This is a genomic window from Candidatus Bealeia paramacronuclearis (assembly GCF_035607555.1).
GTDB lineage: Bacteria > Pseudomonadota > Alphaproteobacteria > UBA9655 > UBA9655 > Bealeia > Bealeia paramacronuclearis.
In genome coordinates, this window is record NZ_JAVHWZ010000001.1 from 521,562 (window position 1) to 541,731 (window position 20,170).

26 protein-coding genes are annotated in these 20,170 nt (G+C 40.5%); 10 read left to right on the forward strand and 16 right to left on the reverse strand.

The features are described from left to right. Positions 1 to 36: 36 nt before the first annotated feature. Positions 37 to 1,164 carry a hypothetical protein gene (locus Bealeia2_RS02655; protein ID WP_331255589.1) on the forward strand — a complete coding sequence of 376 codons (1,128 nt, stop codon included), beginning with the start codon at positions 37 to 39 and terminating at the stop codon, positions 1,162 to 1,164. Between the two features lie 45 nt (positions 1,165 to 1,209). Here Bealeia2_RS02655 and Bealeia2_RS02660 read toward each other — a convergent pair whose 3' ends face one another. Beyond that, positions 1,210 to 2,073, reverse strand: coding sequence for a transposase family protein (locus Bealeia2_RS02660; RefSeq protein WP_331255590.1), 864 nt, complete (start codon positions 2,071 to 2,073; stop codon positions 1,210 to 1,212). 254 nt (positions 2,074 to 2,327) lie between these two features. Here Bealeia2_RS02660 and Bealeia2_RS02665 point away from each other — a divergent pair, with 254 nt between their 5' ends. Genes Bealeia2_RS02665 through Bealeia2_RS02675 form a run of 3 tightly spaced genes read left to right on the forward strand, consistent with a single transcriptional unit; the run spans position 2,328 to position 3,063 of the window. Continuing rightward, the gene (locus Bealeia2_RS02665) at positions 2,328 to 2,534 is read left to right on the forward strand and encodes a hypothetical protein (protein ID WP_331255591.1); all 207 of its coding nucleotides are present in this window, start codon (positions 2,328 to 2,330) and stop codon (positions 2,532 to 2,534) included. Positions 2,535 to 2,579: 45 nt separating this feature from the next. Next, positions 2,580 to 2,798 carry a helix-turn-helix domain-containing protein gene (locus Bealeia2_RS02670; protein ID WP_331255592.1) on the forward strand — a complete coding sequence of 73 codons (219 nt, stop codon included), beginning with the start codon at positions 2,580 to 2,582 and terminating at the stop codon, positions 2,796 to 2,798. 52 nt (positions 2,799 to 2,850) lie between these two features. Beyond that, complete coding sequence (locus tag Bealeia2_RS02675; RefSeq protein ID WP_331255593.1) at positions 2,851 to 3,063, forward strand: hypothetical protein; 213 nt, start codon at positions 2,851 to 2,853, stop codon at positions 3,061 to 3,063. Here Bealeia2_RS02675 and Bealeia2_RS02680 read toward each other — a convergent pair. The 6 genes from Bealeia2_RS02680 to Bealeia2_RS02705 are packed head-to-tail and all read right to left on the reverse strand — an operon-like array spanning position 3,060 to position 8,081. Next, on the reverse strand, positions 3,060 to 4,100 hold the full coding sequence (locus Bealeia2_RS02680; RefSeq protein ID WP_331255594.1) for a hypothetical protein: 1,041 nt from the start codon (positions 4,098 to 4,100) through the stop codon (positions 3,060 to 3,062). The genes Bealeia2_RS02675 and Bealeia2_RS02680 overlap by 4 nt on opposite strands. A 15-nt stretch (positions 4,101 to 4,115) precedes the next feature. Continuing rightward, positions 4,116 to 5,126 (reverse strand): DUF2125 domain-containing protein, encoded by a 1,011-nt coding sequence (locus Bealeia2_RS02685; RefSeq protein WP_331255595.1) that lies wholly within the window; start codon positions 5,124 to 5,126, stop codon positions 4,116 to 4,118. After that, positions 5,086 to 5,847 (reverse strand): lysophospholipid acyltransferase family protein, encoded by a 762-nt coding sequence (locus tag Bealeia2_RS02690; RefSeq protein ID WP_331255596.1) that lies wholly within the window; start codon positions 5,845 to 5,847, stop codon positions 5,086 to 5,088. The genes Bealeia2_RS02685 and Bealeia2_RS02690 overlap by 41 nt, the downstream gene beginning before the upstream one ends. 8 nt (positions 5,848 to 5,855) lie before the next feature. Beyond that, on the reverse strand, positions 5,856 to 6,488 hold the full coding sequence (locus Bealeia2_RS02695) for a YdcF family protein (RefSeq protein ID WP_331255597.1): 633 nt from the start codon (positions 6,486 to 6,488) through the stop codon (positions 5,856 to 5,858). Next, positions 6,475 to 7,353 (reverse strand): cell division protein FtsX, encoded by an 879-nt coding sequence (locus Bealeia2_RS02700; RefSeq protein WP_331255598.1) that lies wholly within the window; start codon positions 7,351 to 7,353, stop codon positions 6,475 to 6,477. The genes Bealeia2_RS02695 and Bealeia2_RS02700 overlap by 14 nt, the downstream gene beginning before the upstream one ends. Further along, complete coding sequence (locus Bealeia2_RS02705) at positions 7,350 to 8,081, reverse strand: cell division ATP-binding protein FtsE (RefSeq protein WP_331255599.1); 732 nt, start codon at positions 8,079 to 8,081, stop codon at positions 7,350 to 7,352. The genes Bealeia2_RS02700 and Bealeia2_RS02705 overlap by 4 nt, the downstream gene beginning before the upstream one ends. A gap of 152 nt (positions 8,082 to 8,233) precedes the next feature. Here Bealeia2_RS02705 and Bealeia2_RS02710 point away from each other — a divergent pair, with 152 nt between their 5' ends. Continuing rightward, a complete protein-coding gene (locus Bealeia2_RS02710; protein ID WP_331255600.1) occupies positions 8,234 to 9,547 on the forward strand; it encodes a DUF6765 family protein in 1,314 nt (437 codons plus the stop codon). A gap of 237 nt (positions 9,548 to 9,784) precedes the next feature. Further along, the gene (locus Bealeia2_RS02715) at positions 9,785 to 10,081 is read left to right on the forward strand and encodes an integration host factor subunit alpha (protein ID WP_331255601.1); all 297 of its coding nucleotides are present in this window, start codon (positions 9,785 to 9,787) and stop codon (positions 10,079 to 10,081) included. A gap of 30 nt (positions 10,082 to 10,111) precedes the next feature. On the opposite strand, the gene Bealeia2_RS02720 is transcribed toward Bealeia2_RS02715, so the two are convergent. From Bealeia2_RS02720 to Bealeia2_RS02740, 5 genes are all read right to left on the reverse strand, one after another. Further along, positions 10,112 to 11,167 carry a SagB/ThcOx family dehydrogenase gene (locus Bealeia2_RS02720; protein WP_331255602.1) on the reverse strand — a complete coding sequence of 352 codons (1,056 nt, stop codon included), beginning with the start codon at positions 11,165 to 11,167 and terminating at the stop codon, positions 10,112 to 10,114. Positions 11,168 to 11,260: 93 nt separating this feature from the next. Then, positions 11,261 to 12,154 carry a LysR family transcriptional regulator gene (locus tag Bealeia2_RS02725; RefSeq protein WP_331255603.1) on the reverse strand — a complete coding sequence of 298 codons (894 nt, stop codon included), beginning with the start codon at positions 12,152 to 12,154 and terminating at the stop codon, positions 11,261 to 11,263. Between the two features lie 25 nt (positions 12,155 to 12,179). Then, positions 12,180 to 12,746 (reverse strand): cob(I)yrinic acid a,c-diamide adenosyltransferase, encoded by a 567-nt coding sequence (locus Bealeia2_RS02730; RefSeq protein WP_331255604.1) that lies wholly within the window; start codon positions 12,744 to 12,746, stop codon positions 12,180 to 12,182. A gap of 10 nt (positions 12,747 to 12,756) precedes the next feature. Continuing rightward, positions 12,757 to 12,957, reverse strand: coding sequence for a twin transmembrane helix small protein (locus tag Bealeia2_RS02735; protein ID WP_331255605.1), 201 nt, complete (start codon positions 12,955 to 12,957; stop codon positions 12,757 to 12,759). A gap of 5 nt (positions 12,958 to 12,962) precedes the next feature. Then, positions 12,963 to 13,544 (reverse strand): cell cycle transcriptional regulator TrcR, encoded by a 582-nt coding sequence (locus Bealeia2_RS02740; protein WP_331255606.1) that lies wholly within the window; start codon positions 13,542 to 13,544, stop codon positions 12,963 to 12,965. A gap of 103 nt (positions 13,545 to 13,647) precedes the next feature. Between Bealeia2_RS02740 and Bealeia2_RS02745 the strand changes: the two genes are divergently transcribed. Together Bealeia2_RS02745 and Bealeia2_RS02750 are read left to right on the forward strand one after the other, a co-directional pair. Continuing rightward, on the forward strand, positions 13,648 to 15,354 hold the full coding sequence (locus Bealeia2_RS02745; protein WP_331255607.1) for a hypothetical protein: 1,707 nt from the start codon (positions 13,648 to 13,650) through the stop codon (positions 15,352 to 15,354). A gap of 13 nt (positions 15,355 to 15,367) precedes the next feature. Then, positions 15,368 to 15,589 (forward strand): hypothetical protein, encoded by a 222-nt coding sequence (locus Bealeia2_RS02750; protein ID WP_331255608.1) that lies wholly within the window; start codon positions 15,368 to 15,370, stop codon positions 15,587 to 15,589. A 63-nt stretch (positions 15,590 to 15,652) separates the two neighbouring features. Here Bealeia2_RS02750 and Bealeia2_RS02755 read toward each other — a convergent pair whose 3' ends face one another. Continuing rightward, complete coding sequence (locus tag Bealeia2_RS02755) at positions 15,653 to 16,738, reverse strand: ATP-dependent 6-phosphofructokinase (protein WP_331255609.1); 1,086 nt, start codon at positions 16,736 to 16,738, stop codon at positions 15,653 to 15,655. A gap of 138 nt (positions 16,739 to 16,876) precedes the next feature. Between Bealeia2_RS02755 and Bealeia2_RS02760 the strand changes: the two genes are divergently transcribed. Next, a complete protein-coding gene (locus Bealeia2_RS02760) occupies positions 16,877 to 17,074 on the forward strand; it encodes a YdcH family protein (RefSeq protein ID WP_331255610.1) in 198 nt (65 codons plus the stop codon). A gap of 56 nt (positions 17,075 to 17,130) precedes the next feature. Here the strand turns inward: Bealeia2_RS02760 and Bealeia2_RS02765 are convergent, their stop codons facing one another. Both Bealeia2_RS02765 and hslO read right to left on the reverse strand, forming a co-directional pair. Further along, positions 17,131 to 17,718 (reverse strand): hypothetical protein, encoded by a 588-nt coding sequence (locus Bealeia2_RS02765; RefSeq protein ID WP_331255611.1) that lies wholly within the window; start codon positions 17,716 to 17,718, stop codon positions 17,131 to 17,133. An 11-nt stretch (positions 17,719 to 17,729) separates the two neighbouring features. Next, positions 17,730 to 18,611, reverse strand: a complete 882-nt coding sequence (hslO, locus tag Bealeia2_RS02770; protein WP_331255612.1) for an Hsp33 family molecular chaperone HslO — start codon at positions 18,609 to 18,611, stop codon at positions 17,730 to 17,732. A 69-nt stretch (positions 18,612 to 18,680) separates the two neighbouring features. Here hslO and Bealeia2_RS02775 point away from each other — a divergent pair, with 69 nt between their 5' ends. Beyond that, positions 18,681 to 18,938 carry a Flp family type IVb pilin gene (locus tag Bealeia2_RS02775; protein ID WP_331255613.1) on the forward strand — a complete coding sequence of 86 codons (258 nt, stop codon included), beginning with the start codon at positions 18,681 to 18,683 and terminating at the stop codon, positions 18,936 to 18,938. Between the two features lie 19 nt (positions 18,939 to 18,957). On the opposite strand, the gene Bealeia2_RS02780 is transcribed toward Bealeia2_RS02775, so the two are convergent. Next, the gene (locus tag Bealeia2_RS02780; RefSeq protein ID WP_331255614.1) at positions 18,958 to 19,872 is read right to left on the reverse strand and encodes a phosphatase PAP2 family protein; all 915 of its coding nucleotides are present in this window, start codon (positions 19,870 to 19,872) and stop codon (positions 18,958 to 18,960) included. Between the last annotated feature and the right edge of the window lie 298 nt (positions 19,873 to 20,170).

Here is a 20,170-nt window from a genome sequence, read left to right on the forward strand (position 1 = left end):
TTTTTGAAAAAGAAATTATTCCTATCTTTTACCTTAATGTTGTTTTTTGCAAAGGCCTTTGGAGGTCCCTATGATTTCCCAACGGATGATATTCCGGATGTGGATCAACAGATTGGGCTCTATAAGAGGGCTTTTAAGCCTCTCAGCCTTCGAGAAGATTTTAGACTCAATCCAAAAAACACTCACATAGAGGGCCTTGTTCCCCTGACACGCATAGCTTATCGTTATGTTCGTGAGCTTCTTGAAAGTCACGTGGATTCTTTAGAGTTATTAAATACATTTTGGATTAAAACCGCTCATATCATTGAGTCCAAAAATCTAACCCTCAAGAACTTCAAAAATATCAATACACAGTTGGCTTTTCTTCTGGGGTATCAAAAAAAGAAAGGTCCATTTTGGAAAGAAGAAACCCTTGAGATCGACAAGAAATTTTATGCCAGTGACGATTGGAAAGACCTTCAAAATTATCACAAGATTGAACATGAATTTTTTGTAGTTCAGAGCTTTCCGTTTTGTTTTGAAGCCATTCTTTATGATAAAAATGGTGAATTTTCATTAAATCAATTTATTTCCGCTTATCTTGATGAAGCGTTTCCCATAGGGTTAACGGCACTGTGTGCGGATGGTCGGGGCCCTCATGGAAATTATGTGGAAGGATCGCTGGGGTTTTACCTTCATGATCTTGCCCATTGGGGAAACTTTTCCTCAGAGTTTTTGGTTGAAGGAATTGAATGGGCGCCATTTAGATCTATTGCACAGCAGATTTGGAAATTTGAAAAAATACATTCAGATTTTTTAAAGGTGGGGTTGTTTATGCTGTTGCATGAATATATACCAGGATTGTGCTCAGATTTTCACAAAACAGATCTCAAAACCCTTTTTCAAAAATGGGTTGTAGGAAGCGCGAAGAAAGCCGAATCATCCGCACCAGAAATCTATTGTATTCGAAAATTATTAAGGGAAAAACTTCCTCAAATTCTTAAAGGTGACTTTTACGTTGATGATAAAATTATTTGGGAAGAGGATTATGAAAATTTTTGCTCCGTAAGCGTGGGTTTTCGGCCCGAACCTTTCGAAGAACCGCTGGTTGCAGCAACGTTAAGAATTAAATTTCACCAAACCAAAAATCTTAATGAGGAAATCATCAGTAGACCTGTTGCGTAATAGTGTGATAGGAAACAAGCGGTGTTATTGGCTTTGATTTCTTTTTTAGTGGGCGTTTTTGAGATGGAAATTCCAAAGGCCCGCGCATAGATGAATGAATTGATCGTCTTGACCTCGGCGATTGCGATAGATATGAGCCGTTGATGCAAATCGTTTGATTCCGTTGATAGCATGTTCGACTATGATACGAATTCCAGAGATAATTTTGTTTTCTTGCTTTTGCTGACGAGTCAGATCTTTGCCTTTTGGCTTTTTGTGAGGGATCATAACGGTATTTGAAGGGTTGAGCCATTTGTGAATACTTTGAAAGGCTTTATCTGCCCACAAAGATTTACCAGGAGGGAAATATCGGAGAATTTCTGTTTTCTTAATCTGCGTAAGATCATGCATACGCCCTCCTTTAGTCGGCGAGAGAAAGAGAATCTCTCGACGTTCATTGGCGATCAGACTGTTCTTGCGCGTATGACATCTTTTCTTTCCCGAATAACGTTTCTTTTGTAATTTACTTCTTTGTGGACGTTGTGTCGGACGCTCAGTCCCATCAAGGAATAAATCCTTCACATCAGGGCACAGAGCCATAAACTCTTCAACAGAATGAATCTGCCGCTTGGGCAAAACTAAATGACGACCAAGTGTTTTCTCTAAAAGCGGCAGTAAGCGCTTTGTCCAGTGAAAACAACGACTCCGATCAACACCAAAAACAAAACCCGCCAGATCGTAAGTCGGATACACCTTCAGATAAAATAAAATATAAAATAGTTTACTGCGCACATCCCGTAAGGCACCTTTGCGACCCGCTCCAACAGCTCGTTCTCTGTCTCTGTTACATAATTCTGCCTGAAGTACTTTCTCAAAACTCACCAACAGCGTCATAAATTCTGCAATCTTCATTCCAGATAAAGATAACATTAAGCGTTCATTCTGTAGCGCCCGATTCATCGATAACAACGGCTAGATCCTCATCAAAAGTTCTAAAACACCAAAATCTATAGCCAATTAATCAATTACACAACAGGTCTAGTATTTGCGAAGTTAATCACATTGCAAATATTAAGGAGGCTTTAGGTCTCATTAGCAAAAAAGATCGCTTCCTATATTGTGGGTTCGCCGATCAGAATCTCACAAAAGTATTTGAAAATTTAAATAACTACACTGAAAAAATAATGCTGAGTCGAAAAAACTATTTTGACCTTTTCTTTTTAGACAACATCAAATTATTAAATCTTGCTTATGGAAAGGAAATCCTGACGTCCGACTCCATTCATCAAGAAATTCAGTTGGCGCTTTTTAAATTCTTCATAGCATTTTATCAAAAATATCAAGATATTTTTTTATGGAATACACCGCTCGCCAATGAAAATGCCTTATAAAGGCAGAGAAAAACCAAAATAAGCGTTCTAATTCAATAAAATTTTATGTATAAAGAAGAGATAAAAATTGAACTGACAATTAAAGAAAAACAAGAACTAGAATTTCAGCACAGTAAAGAAAGAGATCGTCGCGTGGCTGATCGCATCAAAGCCGTTTTGCTAAATGCAGAAGGTTGGACTCAAAAGCAAATCGCTCAGGCTTTGCGGATTCGCTATGAAACTGTTCAAAACCATCTCAACGATTACAAGAATAGCAAAAGCTGAATTCTGAAAATGGTGGCTCTGAAGGCCATCTCACTTCTCAAAACCCTCCTTGATGATGAGCTGGTTGAGTTTGCAGATCTCGTTCAATTTAGAAACCAGGAACGTTACCATTGCAGCCCATGAAACCATTGATAGCAAAGCCATGGAAAAGCATTTTGCGGCTTTACGTAAAAAATATCCGAAGGCGCCAAAAATTCATCTGATTGTGGATAATGGTCCTTATATAGCCTTGGCTATAACAATTATCTCGCACCATAATTTTTAGTTCTCATCTTTGGAATGGTTTTCATAGTGAATATCGACCGTCAGTTCGATATTCTCCTTGTGAGGGAAAAGGGGCTCAACGATTGTGTTTTGATGTTTATAAATGACATGCCGACGAAAAGGATATTCATAATAAGAGAAGCTATTCCAAGGGAAAAAATAAGTACCAAAATTTTGCCTAAGCAGGTTAAAAAGCAAGTATTTGTTAGGAAAAATAGAGTTCAAATTTGTAGAGGCCGTAATTATTCCAATAGGTTCACCATAATAACCAAAGACAGGAGACCCTGAAAATCCAGGACTGGAATTTCGAAAATCATTACCGTTCTCAAAATTACCTTTAAAATAAAGAGTGTGTTGAGATTTAAGGTTAAGGCCTAACAGCCTATTAAAATTGAAATAATGAAAATCAACGCTTTTTAGAAAATCAAACTGAAGCTTAAAAGCGCTTCGATAATGCCCTACTGAAGTCGCATCTAAAAGACCAAAATCCCGAGAAAAGCTAATGACAGGGGCTCCAAAGCCAGCCGCATAGTAAGGAATGGATAAATCTTGGTAGGTTCCTAAAATTTTAATAGATGAGAGAGTGGATTGAAATTCGTTGATTTGGTTTGTGTATACCGTGGAAATTCCAGATACATCTACGGGGAAGATGGGCGATGCACGGTGGATCGGAATGGCAGAGCTCAGTAATAATTGATTGTTTTCGATACTACTTTCTGGAAATAATACCGCTAAATCTACAGAGGGTGAAAAAGGTGTCAGCACGGAAGAAATTTTATAATGGGTTTGTCCGGAATTAAAGTAAATATCCTCACCAGGTATTATGGCGTGCTTTGCCGTGAGGATAAAGGGATTCCCATTCCGTGTTGTCATAACGGTGCCTGTGGCTGAGTTGGAGCGGGTTAAAATTTTTCCAACAGGGGTATAAAAAGGATTTGACCCTTCCCAGATATGTTTGTGATAGGCTGCAGGAAGTGAGTACGAAAAAAACAGAATGCTGTAAGCAAAGAGGGAGAAATTTTTTAATTCTCTTGTCATTTTGCATCTCCGCCATTATGGCCTTATAGGCTCCAATTCTATTAAGTCTGCAGGTCCTACGGAAAGTTTTCCATTTTGGGTTGTGATAGGAACGGTGATTTCTTTTTCACCTTTTTGATTTTGGTGTGCCAACATGCCTAAGATAAAACCCGCCATTTGGGCGGCTTTTTTCTTAATGACACCAACTTCTGTGAGGACTTCGAGTGCACGATCATAGCCGGATATGGTGGCTGAAAACGCGGAAAGGGGGCGCATTTGTTCATCAAATGTGAAAGTCCCATCCCCTTGAATGTCAAGAGGTGCCCAGGTAAATGAAAGTTTTTTTATGTCGATAATGCCGCCTTGGTCGCGCCATGCCGCTAAAGTTTTTGGGTAAGGGGTTTGGAAATGTGAGATTTCGCTCTTGAAAAGAAAAGTGGCGGATTTCGTGTAGCCTTTTAAATTGAGTGCTGTATCCAGACCCTGAAGTTGAGATGAAAAATCGAGATGGATGCGATGATCGATGATATTGTTTTCAAGGTCAAGGTTGATTTCGCTAAGTGTGAGGGGGATGGTTTTTTCGCCATTTTGAAATGCGATCTGGTGTGCTGAAATCTGAATTTGATTCCAGTTTTGATTTTCAATCCAAATCTCACTTTTGCAATTTTGGCAAACCAACTTTAAAAGGGTGGTATTTAAAAAGGGAGGAATGTCAAAATGCGTGTCTCCCTCAAAATCCAAATAAAAATGGTTTAAAGACCAAGGTCTTAAAGAGAGAGTCAATAACGGCGTTTGCCCTCCACCCCAATTTTGAGGCGTTTTGATTTTGAGATTTGAAATGTGGGCACTCACCAAAAGTGGAGATCCGCTCATTGAAATTCCGTCATAGGAAATCTCATAGCCTTGAGTTTTTAAATGGGTGAGTTCTTTTTCAAAGTCCTGCAGGATGCGTGTTTTTGCAAATTCAAATGAGGCAAACCAGGCAATTGCTAATGTCAGTAAAAGGCTAAGGATGAGTAGCGTGATCTTCTTCGGCGTTTTCGACATGCACTAAACCCTTTTTATAAAGCTTTAAGGAGCCCTCTTCAATTCGCTCTTCCAAAAGGGCCATAAAAGCCTGCTTTGAAAGTCCTGGTTGAATGGGCTTTAAGAATTCTAGTGTGACGAGTCCAGGCTTTTTGATCAAGCCCTTTCGCGGCCAGAATAATCCTGAATTCAGAGCTACTGGGACAACAGGGATAGAGAGATGACTATAAAGAACCGCAACGCCTGCATGATAGGTTCCTGGGAATCCTGGCTTTGAGCGAGTACCTTCGGGAAATATCACAATGGTGCGATTTTCTTGGACAGCATCATCAGAGGCCTGAAGCATTTGGCGCAAATCTTGGAGGGCTTTTTTCTTACTGCGCGAGACTGGAATCATGTCAAGGCGTTTTAAAAACCATCCAAAAAGAGGAATCCACATCAGCTCTTTTTTAAGAACGTAAATGGCATCTGTGAGTAAAACGTGATAGATCATAGTCTCCCAAGCAGATTGATGTTTTGAAGCAATAAAATAAGGTCCTTGGGGCAGGTTTTCTCGGCCCTTAATTTCATAATTCAATCCAAGAACATGCTTGCAAAGCCAGAAAACGCCAGCCGCCCATAAATTATTGGTCCAAAGCGCAGTGCGCCGTGAAATTAATGTGGGTATGAAGACGATGACGCAAAACGCTGTCCAACTATAAAGCAATCCGTCAAAAAGAAGTGACCTGAGTGTTCTCATCATTTTTTTATCTACAACATTCTTTCTAAAGTGGTGATCGTATAGCGCCCAAGCGCAAAAAGATATTTATTATATTCTCGGATCACATTGAGAATTGTTTTTTGGTCAGCCCACCATTTTTTGTGTTTGAAGGCATCTGCGACCACAGGGTGTGGAATAATATGGACGTGGGGAAGTTCTTGATGAATCTCAAGAAGGCTGCGGGGCATGTGATAATTGGAGGTGACAAGTCGCAGTGAGTTCATGTGATACTTATTTGCCCAGTCTGCGGCTTCTTTGGCATTTTCAATAGTGTCTTCTGCGTGAAACCCAAGTGTTACTTGATTTTTCGAAAAAGAGGGTTTGATGTTGGCGGCTTTTGTCAGATCCATGAGAGTTGCATCAGGATTGACGCCTGAGATTAACAGACGTGGCGCCATGCCCTGTTCTAAAAGCAGAAAGCCTTCTTTAAGACGCGCATTCCCCCCAGTAAAGACAACAATCCCCCCTGTTTTTGTGGTGAAATCTTGAGGGGCCATGGGAATGCGTTGTGTGAAAATAATAAGGCCCAAAACCCAAAGAACAGCAAGGCTTGCCATAATGAAGCCCAATCGAATCCCAAAAAATAAACCCCTTAAAATCATCGAATAACTAATACGCTCCAAAGGCGAGGGTTTTATAAACGGTTCTTCTGGCTGTGATCATCATAAGAATTGCAATTAAAAAAGGAGCCAAAAGAAAGCTGAGGATGGTGTTGTAAATAAAAGAGGGGGATGCTGAAATTTCCAAATCAATACCTTGAAGAAGGAGATAAAGTGCACCCAAAGTCATGATTGCGAGAAGGACACCTGAAAATCCGGCAATCAGTCCATCTTTCAACGCGTGTGTATCAAACTGGCGAGAAATATAGGTGGGCGTTGCCCCAATCAAATGAAGGACCTCGATAATTTGACGATGAATTAAAAGGCTGGTGCGTGTGGCAAAAATGGTTGTGAATGTAATGCAGATCAAAAGAAATCCCAGGATGATACTCGAAAGACTTATCACGATCCAAATTACATTTTGGACTTCTTGAATCCAAGGGCGATGATCCACAAGATGAACTTCTAAGGAGATGGTCTTTAATAAATTCTCAAGATGAGCAAGGTCAATTTTGGCATGAGGCTCAAGGGCGACATCCACAATTAAGGGCAAGGGGAGGGAGGTGACGTCTGAATTCTCAGGAATCCAAGATTTCAAAAGAGTTTGAATTTCGTCTTGAGACACAACTTGTACTGACTTCACTCCCTTCATTTGATTGACGATGGAAAAAACACGCTCTTGTGCGGTTGCGGAAGAAAGAGATTTTGAGAGAGGAACCTCGATGGTGACGGAAGCCCCCAATTGAGATTCCCAATGATGCGCTTGTCCGATGGTATAAAACGTGGCGCCCATCAAAAGGCACCCCAAATAGATCATCAAAGCTATAATCCAAGGCACAAGGCGTGCACTTGGTTCTTTTCCCAAGGGGAGGTCACGACTACGTTTCATGCATTCACCACCTTTTGAGAAGGAACTTTGATAGAGGGGATTTGGAGTAATGCCCCATTGTCGATCCGAAGCTCAGGATAAGGAAATCGCGTCATCATCTCGCGGTTGTGGGTTGCAATCAAAATCGTTGTTCCCAATTTCAATAGTTCCTCAAAAAGATGAATGAGTTTTAAGGCCATCTCATCGTCTACATTTCCGGTGGGTTCGTCCGCAAGAAGGAGCTGGGGCCGAGCGATTACGGCGCGCGCAATTGCAACCCGTTGTTTTTGCCCCCCTGACAGTTTGTTTGGGTATGTATAAATAAAATCCTGAAGACCCACCCATTTAAGCAAATCCTCAGCTTGAATTCGCGCTTCTTTTGAGTCAAGCCCTCGAACGCGCAAGGGAAGGCTGACGTTTTCCAAAACAGTCATGTGATCTAAAAGATTAAACTCTTGGAAGACTACGCCTAGACGTTGGCGGAATGAGGGAAGGTGTTCGAATTTCACAAGGCTGGTGTCGCGCCCAAAAAGATGGAGTTTTCCCCAAGTGGGGCGAAGCCCCAAATAGAGCATCTTCAAAAGAGAAGATTTTCCAGAGCCGCTGGGCCCTGTCAAAAAATGAAACGACCCCTTGGGAAGAGAGAAATTCACCGACTTTAAAAGTGCCGTTTTTCCGTCATAGCTGATGCCTAGGCCTTCGGCTTTGACTGTTATTTCAGGGTGTTGTGATTGATGTGTTTTTTTCATGATGGCGAGAATGCCATAGGATCACAAAAAGGTCTAGAGGGTGACGAACGTGAGTGAAAGGCCGTTCGCAAAAATACAGTCTTTCGTTAAGACTTTATTAACCAAAATAATGTTAACAAATTTTTCATAATCTGGAAAAATTGGAGGGTCACATGGATATTGGATTTCATTATTATCTTATTAAATTACTGTGCGTAGGATTAGGAATGCCAGAGCCTGATGCCCGCATAGTGGCCCAGTCTTCTCAACATGTAGATGATAATATTTACTGGAGAAAAATTGACGAGGGTCTCTCAACAGAGTTCCCAGTTGTGGCGACTTTTTCAATTGATCACAGGCAAAGTTCAGATAGCACCTATCCCACATTGCTCCTTCACTTTCCTCCTGGAGATGGGCCTGATGTTCCTGGTGTAGCCCGAAAAGATGGAAAGTGGTTCGAAGGAATAACAACGCCTGGGGCTAAAATGGCACAAGAGTCCTTAGATAAGGCTATTCAGAGTGGAAATCTTTATCTTATCGGTACAGCGGCGCATACTATGGCAGATACCCATGCTCATCAGGGATTTTCAGGTTGTGTGCACGAATGCAATAAAAACCCAGCTCCTAGTCTTTTTGGTCGATTTTTGCCGCCTCTGGGACATGGGGAGTTTGAGCATCTTCCTGATTTGCCTGTGAATTGGATGGATTCAAGGCTTAAAGGGGAGGCTTGTAAAATTAATAATAAAGAAAGATTTTATGCTGCCGCAAAAGAGATTGCAGAAAAATTGGATCCTTTTATAAATCCAAAGTCCAAAAAAGAAGAACGAGAATTTCGCATTAATAGTGTTTTGGAAAAAGTATTTAAAGCTTTTGGTGAACCAATACCTGCTTATGAGCGGAAAAGTTCTGAATTAGAGCTGTTAGCGCAAGTTCAGATTTATGATTTTCGTAAACTTGCTCAGGATGAACAATTTGGAGGGCAATTTATGGAGATTTACGATAGAGAAAAATGGCGTGATGCGTCAATTTTCACGCAAGTGAGGGGGATTGATGACGATAAATTTGCAGATGTTTTTCAGGATGTTGTCACAAGTATTCTGCCTGATAAGTATTATTGGATGGACACCTATTATCAAAACGTAAAAACTCATTTTGAAAAATCTAAAAGCACAACTGTCAAGATTTATGATGTGGACACCAAAGTAAAGTTTTTTGAAACCTTTCCCGCGAAATCCACCCTTAAAGAATGGCCTGAAGTTGTGAAAAATATCACGTGCACACCTTATTATAAATTCCATGTTGCGGCGCAAACTCACCTGGCTCATCTTATTAAAAAGACAGAAGAGCGAACTGCACGTGATAAAGGCGGTCAAAAAATAATTTCTCTTTATAAGTATTATGATGATGGAAAGCAGGAGGCGTGGGTTGGTGCAATGAAAAAAAGAACACTTGCTTATCGGGCCGAAATTTATGGAGATACGGAGTAGATACTGAATTTTTTTATGAGGTCATTTCTTCTTAACGATTTTTTTACAAAAAATTAAGAAGTTTGTGGCATTCTAAAAATATAAAGCCATTGTTTTTGATAAAAATAAAAAACAGGGAGGCTTCTTAGGGGATTGAAATATAAGAAAAGATCTGGCACACTCCGCGTCCTGAGTAAGGGACCGGTTTTGGACAGTCATTCAAGAACTCTGAGAGCTTCGATAAAGAAGGAGATAACAATGAAAACAACAACTTTAACGCGCGCAGATATCGTGGATGCTATGGCGCGCGAAATGGCTATCCCTCGGCAAATGGCTGTGGATTTCTTTGAAATGAGCTTGGATGAAATGATCAAGGAACTTGAGAAATCAGGATGTTTGAAAGTCTCTTCATTTGGTTCCTTCAATGTGCGTTCAAAAACAAAGCGCATCGGGCGGAATCCCAAAACTGGAAAAGAAGCTGTGATTACGCCACGCAAAGTAGTCTCTTTCAAACCGTCTCATCTTTTGCGCGAAAGAGTCGTGAGTGGGAAGTAATAGGTCTCTTTCATGAGACTATCTATTTTTTTAATTATTTGATAAAATTTGGGAGAGCATAGAAGTACTTAATGTCTTCGGCTCTCCTTTTCCGGCTCCCAAAAACAGCATGGGGCTGAGGTAGGATTCGGAAATTTCCAAAAAGTCTTCTGTGGCTCGATCATCCAAGGCCCCTGTGACCCAGGTGAGAAGTTGTAGGGCCGTTGCCATTAACAGAAATGTTTGGGACTGATGTCCTGCATCAAGAAGCACATGTCGATACCCTCGAGAATGTTCGTACTTCCACCAAACTTTTCGGAAATCAGCCACTAAAAAAATGCCAAAAGAAAGTTCTTTTGCGAAATCTTGTCCCGAAACGCAATGAATCATTTCCTGTCGGAAATCTCCCGTTTTTTGGAGATACAGCGCGTGTTCCTCTATAGCGTAAATGTAAAGTCCAGGATCAATGGTTTCTACGGCATTGACAATAATATAAAAGTTAAAGGGGTGAAGCCCTCCTGCCGAGGCACTTACTTTATGACGTCCTAAAATTTCTATTTGGGAATCGTTACCCCAGGGATCCTTCATATAAGCAAAAGATTTGTAAAGGAGGGAGGAGAAGCTTTTAAAATCAATTTCTTCGCTCGTAAATTCACGCGAGGTGGTTCTTTGGTCAAGAACATCAAGAAACAAGGCATTTTTAAAAAGCGTGGGATCAAACGGGAAAAGGTCAATTTTAGTTTGATCTAAGCGAGATTTTAGGTCGAGCTCGGGAGGTGTTTTATGACCGCAATCAGTAAGGTAGGCCTTAAACCATTCTTGTGAATGACTTTCCACAAATGGTGGATTTTTGGTGCCTTGATGAAAAATCCAAGAAAGATCATCCCAGCCCCACTCGGGAGGTTTATTATGCGAAGGCGATAAAACTGATGATGCTCTCAAGTCCGCTGAGATTGCGTCTTCCACAATCTCAGCCCCTTGAGCGATATCAACAATTCTCTCAAGATAATCTTTTGAGAGACGATATTGTTGATGATTCTCATAATCCCAAAGAACGATGGATCCTTCTTTGAGCAGGAAAAAGATATTATTTTTTATCTTTTCCATTATTTCTTTTAATTAAAACGATTTGATAAGGGGACCCTACTTTTTCGATATTCATCTTTTCCATTTTATTCTCCTTTCTGTTTGTTCATTCAACTAAATATACGATTTCAAAAATTTTGAAAAGACTATCGATGGGTGATAATCCGGAATATTCTTGCGTGTTATGATATAGGTGTCCGTCGAAATCGAATAATCTTGAAAAATAGGAATCAAGTTATTCTCAGTGATGAGAGGGGATTCGCTCCATACTGAGCCTATTCCAACTCCCCCTTTGATGAGGTTGAACATGGAAGGGTGGCTGGTGACTTTAATTTCTTGTGAAATTTCAAATGCGGGCACTTTTGCAAAAAGTTGATTTGAGGACTCTGAAAAGGGAGAGCTGTTAAAGTCAAAAAATCGAACGGCAATGTGGCCTTTCTTTTGATTTTCAGGATTACCATGAGCCTTGATGTAATCTTGACTAGCAAATAAGCAAAATTTTGCCGTGAAAAAGTGATCAATCTTTAGATCATAACGATATCTGTGGGCATCAATTTTAGTCCAAATGATGACATCTGCATAAGATTCCATCAATTCTCTTTCGCTCGAATATGTCAAAAGAGAAATATTCACATTAGGGTATAGATGAAGAAATTCTGAAAGGACGGGGATCACTGCCGAATTTGCAATGCCTTGAGTTGTGGCAATCGTAAAAATCTGTTTGCTGTCCTGTCCCTCCAACCCTTGAAAATTGTCTTTTAACGATGAAAAACGATTCAAAAAATCTTCGTAAAAAACGCTTAATTCTTCACCTATCCGTGTGAGTGCAATTCCAGTTGATTTTCGTGTGTAAATGGGTTGTCCTAAAAGAGCTTCCATTTTGGCAACGCGCTTTCGAATATTACCAATGGCAATGGAAAGCTCTTCTGAAGTTCGTGTTAAAGACTTTGTCTTTGAAATTGAAACAAGAAGAATCATGTCATCAAAATCAAGAGGGTGGTGAATCATTGTTCTCTACCAAATCTGTTAAATTTTAAGGGGAGGTATTGCCTCCGGGGCGCCATAAAATATCTTGGGCACCATTGTTGTTCACGACTCGCGCGAGAACAAACAAAAGGTCTGAAAGGCGATTAACATACTGAATGAGCCCAGGATTAATTATTTCTAAATCTGCCAAGTGGCAAAGGCGTCTTTCGGCGCGTCTTACAATACAGCGGGCCAAGTGTATCCGGGCTGAAATCTCATTTCCGCCAGGTAAAATAAAGGAAGTGAGAGGGAGAAGATTTTCATTGTAGAAATCGATTTGATCTTCGAGGTATTTCACTTGAGTGTCTTGTATGCGAAGGCGCGGCTTATCGTTATCTCGCATAGGTACGCACAAATTTGCACCCACATCAAAAAGATCATTTTGAATGTGGGAGAGAAGTTCTGCCAGTGCGTTTTGACTTTCAACTGCTACAAGTCCCAGAGCCGCATTGGCTTCATCAATCTCACCAATGACTTCAATTCTCAGATCGTATTTAGAAACACGCTCTCCCGTCCCTAGAGAAGTTTTCCCTTTGTCCCCGCCACGGGTATAAATTCGTGTGAGTTGTACCATCCAAGATCCTCTATCTTTTAAGCAAAAGTAAGATTGCAAAAAGAGCTAACGCCAATGCTTGAAAACCAATACGCATACGCATCAATTTATTGCTGCGCTCAGGATTATCGGTTCCCTTCAAAAAAAGATTGGCAATCCCCAAAGCCAAAACCAAAAGCGTTGCGCCCATTGCAATAAAAAGAAGGACAGTGATAACGCCTTGGGCCGTCATGAGGTTTAATCCTCTTGAACGGCTTTGGGATATTTAGCTTTTAATACATCCAATTCGGCTTGAGAGCACAGTCCCAAAGTCACTGGATTTTGTGGTTTCATTTCAGTGGAATTCTTATGGGTTTTGTTCCGAATCGAATTGATTGTGGCTTTTGTAGTTCCCAAAAGCTTAATGATGTCCGTATCCGAAAAATCGGGGCAATGTTTTAAGACCCAGGCAATTCCATCAGGTTTGTCTTGGCGGATGGAAACGGGTGTGTATTTGCCGCCTTTACGTTTTTTTGGCTTTTCCCATTTATCCGTCCGAAGGGCGAGTTGAGCAGTGGGATTCTTTTGGCAGCGCTCAATTTCAGCTGTTGTTAATTCACCGGCGGTAATAGGATCGCGCCCCATAATGCCGATTGCAATTTCACCGTCGGCAATGGCTTGGATTTCTAAGGCATGAAAGCCACAAAAAGCCCCAATTTGCTCAAACGTTAATGTTGTATTTTCAATCAACCAAACGGCGGTTGCCTTTGGCATCAACGGACCACTCATAGTTCCTCCAGAATCAAAAAGTTTAATTGCGGCATTGAACCACAGGTTCACGGCTTTTGGGAAACATTTTTTTGATATAAAAAATGACAGGTTTGAAAAAATGTCCTTGTAATTTTAAAAAGGTCACCTTACGTATTAAACGTAAGTATTTTTTTTGAATTCAATTGTAATTTTTAATGATATAGGTGATTTTGTGTTTGATAAAAGTGTTAAATTATTGTTAGTAGCGTCATTGTTGGCAAGCACATCATTGCAGGCTGTAATAATTGAAGAGATAAAAGAAGGTGCTTCCCCGGCAGTTGGTGTGAAGCAGCAGACTCCTGAAGAAAAAGAGTCAGAAAATCAAAATACAACTTCCTCGACTGGGCATAATCCGTTTGAGGATAAAAAAGATAATAACCCTTCTCCTCTTGAGATGCAGAAGGGCAATGCACTTACGGTAAGTCCCAAGAGGGATACAAAAGAACTCATAGATGTCGAAAAAAATTATCAAAAAATCATTACAGATCAACCTGGTGATACTTATTTTCATACTTTTTTCAGAAGAGGTGCCTGGGTCGTCTGTGAAGGCCTGAAGCTGGGTGTGAATGTTTTGGAAATGCTGAATCAAGGGGTGGATCAAGGCCGGGAAATGAAAAAGTCTTTTGAAGAGGGCTATGATCTTTACACTCCTACAAAGGAAAAGTTAGGGGAGACTGTGGGCGCTTTAGAAATGGCAAAAGAATCTGCCATAACGTGGTGGAGCCAACCCAGTACACTTGGTCCTATTGAGAAAAATATCATTCAAGGCGTTGGATTGAAGCTTGCCCCAGAAATTGAAAATGCATTGTTCAAAGGAGCGAGGTATATCGCTAAAGAATCATTGGTTGCACTATTGGATTGGCGAGGTGATGTGCAAAGTGGACTTGAAAAATTTGGAAATTTTCTAATGAAGATGAGCAATCCTTATGCCATGGTGAGCGACATCCTTTCTTACGTGGATAAAGGCGTTCATATTGCCAATTTTATGCCAGAGGGCATATTTGGCTCCCTAAAATCCCTCGCCATACAGATGGTTGACGGAAAAATGAATGTGGATGCCAATACGTTGGCTGGAAAACAACTTGCTCTTCTTCGTGCTCAAGAAAAGTTTGCGCAAGAAGAGAGGAAGTTCCGGAATATACAAGAGTTTTCGGACGATTCAGAAGTACAAGAGATTGGTGCTACAAAATCCTATGATGAGGCCAAAGAGGAACTTCATATGGCTCAGATAAACTATGATTTGTCTTATAAAGCCGCAAATATTTCAGAAATAATGACTGCAGAAGGTTACTTAACGACAGTGAAAGGTATAGAGAATAGCCTTAAAAAAACGATAGGCGCGTTTGTTGCGGATATAGAGAAACATGTTGAGAAAGTTGTTGGGGGCAATGCTGCTGAGGGGGCCAAACTCGTTCTTCGAGGTATTTTCTTGGGTCAAGATAGCTTGAAAAGCGAATTGGCGTTATTAAAGAAAGAAATTTTGGATTGGACTCCAGAGTTTGTGAAAGAATATCTCGAAATGGCCCAAAACTTGACACCGAATTTTGTCTGGCAAGCTAAAGATGTTGTGGTAGATGTTTTCTCAAACTCCAAGGTTCAAACGGGAATCTCTGTAGTAAGCAAAGTTGGGAATGTTATGGGCATGGCAACAAAATATCCGCTAAAGATCATTAAATTCTTGGCGCCAGTTCAACTGAAAAAAGCGATCAACAAGAGCATTTCAAATTATGTATACAGGCCTCTTGCAAACAAGATTATTGATAAAGTGGATGAAATTGTAGCTCCCCAAATTGAAGGATATGTTCAAAATCTGAATCTGAAGGAACCAATTATATTCTAAGGATGAACTCAAAGTGGGTGGGAATTTATTGCTTGATCAGCCAGTACTTAAACTTATTGAGTTCCCAGAGGAGTCCAAAACGACTATTCAAAAAGTGATTGAAAAAAAGGAAGTTAATGAGTATCTGCAAAATTCTTTGCAGGAAGTAGGTAAGAAAACAATTCAAATTGTTTTTGATAGCGTGAATAAACAATATGGTCTTGAGCTTGGAAAAACTCACGAAGAGAAGAAATAAATTTCTTATCCCGTAACCATAAAAAAGGGCTCATTACGAGTCCTTTTTTTGTTTCAAGTTGATTTAAAATCGATCTCCAAAGGAAATGCCTAGGCCACGTGCGGTGTGAACAATGGATCCATTGATATCGACCGCTTGATAACTTTGAATGGCTTCATCCAAAGGGACCTCCACAACCTCTCGGTTTTGCCAAGTAACCATACGGTTGGTTTTGCCTTGTGCAATCAAATCTACGGCATAAACGCCAAAGGCAGAGGCTAAAAGTCGATCTTGGGAAGACGGTTGTCCTCCGCGTTGCACATGGCCTAAGACGGTATATCGTGTTTCTGCACCCGTTAATGTTGAGACTTTATCCGCTAGATAGTGGGAAATGCCTCCATAGCGGGATTTTCCAGAATGATCTGTAATAATCACTTTTTCGCCCTCTTCTGTTAAAACCGCTTCAGAAATAACAATGAGGGCAAAGTTCCTGCCACTTGCAAATATCTTTCGAATTTTAGAGGCAATCAATTCGATGCGATAAGGAACTTCAGGAATTAAAATGACATCAGCGCCACCGGCAATGCCTGCGTGAAGGGCAATATGTCCCGCATCCCGTCCCATAACCTCAAGAATCATCACGCGATCGTGACTGGCAGCTGTCGGTTGTAAGCGATCAAGCGCTTCTGTGGCCACATCCACAGCCGTCATAAACCCAATGGATTGCTCAGTCAGGCCTACATCATTGTCGATGGTTTTGGGAATGGCGATATATTCAAATCCGCCTTGCTGGGAGAGGCGGTACATAATGTCTTGACTTCCATCCCCTCCCACGCCAATCAGCGCATCTAACTTGAGTGCACGAATTCCCTCAATAATTTCTTGAGAGCGATTCAGGAAAGTTCCATCAGGCATGGGAAATGCAAACGGATTTCCCCGATTGGTGGTGCCTAAAAATGTGCCCCCTTGGCGAATTAAAGAGACGTCAACTACATCAGAATTGAGAGGCACAGCTTCAACCGGGCGCGACATCAGGCCCATGGTGCCTTGTTTGATTCCAAAAACTTGCCAGCCATAGCCTTGGGTTGCGCGTAACGTGACGGCGCGAATAACTGCATTTAAGCCCGCACAATCTCCGCCGCTTGTTAAAACGCCTAATCTCTTTGTCATCGTCCCTGTCCTTAAAAAAATAATTTCGCCCCCCATATTAGCGAAAATTTTTCACCTTCCCAGCAAAATTTCTGATATATTTGACATTAGGATAACTGATATCCGAAATCGAAACTGTTAATTAAAGTTGTGTGATCTATGCCAAACGACGCTTTGAAAAATAAACTTGCAAAATTAAGGATTGAGCATCGCAAGCTCGACGATGACATTGATCGTCTTTCCGCTCAGCCCAATCATGATGAATTAGCTGTTCAACGCCTTAAAAAACGGAAACTTCAGCTTAAAGATGAGATTCGCAAAGCTGAGGCCAATATGCTGCCGGACATTATTGCGTAAAAGTTCGAGATTTTGGAGCCCCTCTAAAATAAAGAGGCCCATTAATAAGCGACTCCCTACTTTAAGAATTTCCCTAAATGGGTTTGGACATTGCGCTCCACTTCCCCGTCCAAATTATTGAGGACTTTTTCCATGAGATTCATCCAAACCTTGCGGCGTTGCCCCAGGGTCATGTTTTCTGAAACGGATTTCGAGCCTTTGGCGCTCGCGTTTGTAAATCCCGTTGATGTCCCCGCGTCATCAGTGACTTCAATTTTAAGGGCAACATTTGCATCATAGCGCTCACTTTGATCGATAGTAAAAAGGCCTTTAAATCCTTTCGTACCCTTAAGCACCACCTCTACAACGGAGGCGTCTTCAATAGTTACCGTCATGGTGCCTGATTTTCCAACTGCTAAAAAGCGGTCGTGAACCCATTGTTGGACCATGGCTATGGGAGGGACCGGAAATTCATGCTCGACATGGGGCCGTTGATTTTTGGATTTGAATTTTTTGACGACTTCAATGTGGGCCACATCGACCTTCAGAGGAGCTTGTGTTAAATAAGTGAGTCCCATGGGTTCAGGCATTTTGGGCTCTGAACAGCCTGTTAAATTTAAAAGCAATGCGAATGGAATGATTCTTGTGAGGGATTTCACGAACATGAGTGTTCTCCTTAATGAAGTGTGTGGACGTCTTTGCGTTCAAAAACATAAGTGTGATTGCAGAATTCGCACGTTACGTCAATTTGATTGTTGATAACGAACTCCTCAATTTCTTCGGGGGCAAGGGACGAGAGGAAAGATTGGATGCGCTCCCGATCGCAACGGCATTTAGCTTGAAAATGGGTGGGAGGGAAAAGACTTAACTCCAACTCATGGAAAAGGCGAAACAAAAGTGTTTCTGGCTCATGAGAAAAATCAAGAAATTCCTGGCGCCCCAGCGTTCTTAAAAGCGCATCAATGTGATTCCATGCTTCTTCCTCTTCTTCAGGAGACATATCTTTTTCGGGCATTTTTTGCAAAATTAAAGCAGTGGCATTCCATTTGCCATCTTCATAATCCACGGCAATGCGAACGCGGGATTCGAGTTGCTCCGATTGCTCAAAATAATATTCCAAATTGGCAGAAAGATCGTCTTCGGTTAGCTCAACAAGCCCCTCATAGCGATCCCGTCCTTTTAAAGGGTCAACAATAAAGGCCAGATATCCCGTTCCTAAAAGGTGGGCTAAATTTTGAGATTTGCTTCCGGTCAATTGCGCTTCGTCATATTGAACATAGCCGCGCGTATTGCCGTCACTGGTGACATCCACAACAGCCAATTGAATGGGGCCGCGTCCTTTGGTTTGTAAGGTGAAGATACCCTCAAATTTTAAAAGACTCCGAAGGCCCACGGCGGCTACAATTAGTTCTGCCAAAAGATGTCCGATTTTATAGGGATAGGCGTGCTTGGAAATAATATTATTCACAACGTGATGAAGGCGTACGAGGCGTCCTCGGATGTGAGATTTTTCCAAAACAAATCCTAAACTTAAATCTAAATTTTCCGGGTGAGACATGGATTATTCCTCATTAAATATTTTATAAACTTTAGCGCGGCTTCTAAATTTCGTCAAAGAGAGAGAGGTTTGAAATTAGTTCAATTTTGTGGTATAATCCCAAGAATAACTGTTGTATTAAGTGGTATAATCCCAAGAATAACTGTTGTATTAAAATTGGGCTCTAAAATGAAAATTTTAAAGTATTTCATAAAAAATGATTGTGGTGCCACGATGATTGAATATGGATTGATAATGGCATTAATTGCAGGGGTCTGTGTCGTGGCCATTACAAATTTAACTTCCTCAATTTCAGGTCTATTTACAACGATCAAAGGGTATCTTTGAGTTATTTTTTGATTGCTTTTCAAGGAGTGGGGAAGGGGGCTGGTTTTAAGTTCAGTTCTTGTCCTTGTTCGCAAATGATCCTTTTGTAAATGAGGTTGTCGATTCCAATGGTTACTAAAAAGACAGGTATGGCTCCTAAAATATCAGCAAAATAATGCTCCCCAATGGGAATGCAAGAAAAAATCATCAAAAAGTTGAGTATGAGAATAGGAATAAAAACAAATTTGTTTTCATTGCGAAACGTATAAATATAAATCATCGCCATGATCGCATGAAATGACGGGAATGTGACAATTCCAGCCTGTTTTCCAAGGTCGACAATGTTTTGACGTAAATCAAGTAAATGAGAGAGCGCATTGGCTAAGATAGGATGCGGTTGGTAGTGATACCAATCATAAGGTCCAAGAGCTGGAAAAAAACCACTAATGACGATGGTTAACGCACAGGAAATCATAAATAAATTTACATATCTTTTGAGCTGGATATCATTTTTATAATAGCTAAAATAGAGAGCTGTAAATAAGATTTGATAAAAATAACTGTTGTAGATCTGGCCAAATATCCACTGAAAATACTCATGTTCTCTAAACCAAAAATCGATAATTGGAACATAAATCCCAAAATAATTGTCAATTGAAACTAATGTAGAGTCAATTAAAGGCTGAGTTGTAGTAGCTGCAAAAAAAGAAAATAAAATCATGAGTTGTGCATAGGCAAACGTAAAGAAGAGTGTTTCTAAAAGCGAGACAATACGAATGTCATGTCGAATCAGTTTATAAAATACAAGGGGAACAAAAAAGCAGGCTAAAAGGATCCCTATTACAAGGTAGTCTTTCATTTCATAATGAATTTCAAAGGGAAAAAAGCTTATCCATAGGGCTTCAGAAAGGGAAAAAAAAACCAAAAAACTGAGTTGAATTGTTGTATAAATCATGAGAAATTTTTTCAATTTTTTTAATTTTACTAAGCAATACCAGAAAATAAAGAGATTTTGAAGTCCCAAAGGTTGCAAAGGCAGGGCGAGCTTATGAAAAATAGAAAACGTCCTTTCGAATTGTCATTCTGAAATTATTTTATTATATCAATAGGTTGTGAAAAAAAACAGTTATTACGGTGTCTTCAGTAAAAAAGATCCTGAAACAAATTCAAGATGGCGCAGCTGTTTGATTTTGATTGATAAATTGGAATGAAATACCTTCTCAAGATTATTCTTAAGATAATCTTGAGATAAA

What these genes read in the sequence shown, in the direction of transcription:
- Bealeia2_RS02715 (WP_331255601.1), top strand. Translation starts at nt 9,785, where the DNA reads ATGAAAACAACAACTTTAACGCGCGCAGATATCGTGGATGCTATGGCG.
- hslO (WP_331255612.1), bottom strand. Translation starts at nt 18,611, where the DNA reads ATGTCTCACCCGGAAAATTTAGATTTAAGTTTAGGATTTGTTTTGGAA.
- Bealeia2_RS02735 (WP_331255605.1), bottom strand. Translation starts at nt 12,957, where the DNA reads ATGACGGCCCAAGGCGTTATCACTGTCCTTCTTTTTATTGCAATGGGC.
- Bealeia2_RS02690 (WP_331255596.1), bottom strand. Translation starts at nt 5,847, where the DNA reads ATGATGAGAACACTCAGGTCACTTCTTTTTGACGGATTGCTTTATAGT.
- Bealeia2_RS02730 (WP_331255604.1), bottom strand. Translation starts at nt 12,746, where the DNA reads ATGGTACAACTCACACGAATTTATACCCGTGGCGGGGACAAAGGGAAA.
- Bealeia2_RS02660 (WP_331255590.1), bottom strand. Translation starts at nt 2,073, where the DNA reads ATGTTATCTTTATCTGGAATGAAGATTGCAGAATTTATGACGCTGTTG.
- Bealeia2_RS02780 (WP_331255614.1), bottom strand. Translation starts at nt 19,872, where the DNA reads ATGATTTATACAACAATTCAACTCAGTTTTTTGGTTTTTTTTTCCCTT.
- Bealeia2_RS02680 (WP_331255594.1), bottom strand. Translation starts at nt 4,100, where the DNA reads ATGACAAGAGAATTAAAAAATTTCTCCCTCTTTGCTTACAGCATTCTG.
- Bealeia2_RS02755 (WP_331255609.1), bottom strand. Translation starts at nt 16,738, where the DNA reads ATGACAAAGAGATTAGGCGTTTTAACAAGCGGCGGAGATTGTGCGGGC.
- Bealeia2_RS02710 (WP_331255600.1), top strand. Translation starts at nt 8,234, where the DNA reads ATGGATATTGGATTTCATTATTATCTTATTAAATTACTGTGCGTAGGA.
- Bealeia2_RS02655 (WP_331255589.1), top strand. Translation starts at nt 37, where the DNA reads ATGTTGTTTTTTGCAAAGGCCTTTGGAGGTCCCTATGATTTCCCAACG.
- Bealeia2_RS02675 (WP_331255593.1), top strand. Translation starts at nt 2,851, where the DNA reads ATGATGAGCTGGTTGAGTTTGCAGATCTCGTTCAATTTAGAAACCAGG.
- Bealeia2_RS02700 (WP_331255598.1), bottom strand. Translation starts at nt 7,353, where the DNA reads ATGAAACGTAGTCGTGACCTCCCCTTGGGAAAAGAACCAAGTGCACGC.
- Bealeia2_RS02705 (WP_331255599.1), bottom strand. Translation starts at nt 8,081, where the DNA reads ATGAAAAAAACACATCAATCACAACACCCTGAAATAACAGTCAAAGCC.
- Bealeia2_RS02725 (WP_331255603.1), bottom strand. Translation starts at nt 12,154, where the DNA reads ATGATTCACCACCCTCTTGATTTTGATGACATGATTCTTCTTGTTTCA.
- Bealeia2_RS02720 (WP_331255602.1), bottom strand. Translation starts at nt 11,167, where the DNA reads ATGGAAAAGATAAAAAATAATATCTTTTTCCTGCTCAAAGAAGGATCC.
- Bealeia2_RS02670 (WP_331255592.1), top strand. Translation starts at nt 2,580, where the DNA reads ATGTATAAAGAAGAGATAAAAATTGAACTGACAATTAAAGAAAAACAA.
- Bealeia2_RS02665 (WP_331255591.1), top strand. Translation starts at nt 2,328, where the DNA reads ATGCTGAGTCGAAAAAACTATTTTGACCTTTTCTTTTTAGACAACATC.
- Bealeia2_RS02685 (WP_331255595.1), bottom strand. Translation starts at nt 5,126, where the DNA reads ATGTCGAAAACGCCGAAGAAGATCACGCTACTCATCCTTAGCCTTTTA.
- Bealeia2_RS02765 (WP_331255611.1), bottom strand. Translation starts at nt 17,718, where the DNA reads ATGTTCGTGAAATCCCTCACAAGAATCATTCCATTCGCATTGCTTTTA.
- Bealeia2_RS02760 (WP_331255610.1), top strand. Translation starts at nt 16,877, where the DNA reads ATGCCAAACGACGCTTTGAAAAATAAACTTGCAAAATTAAGGATTGAG.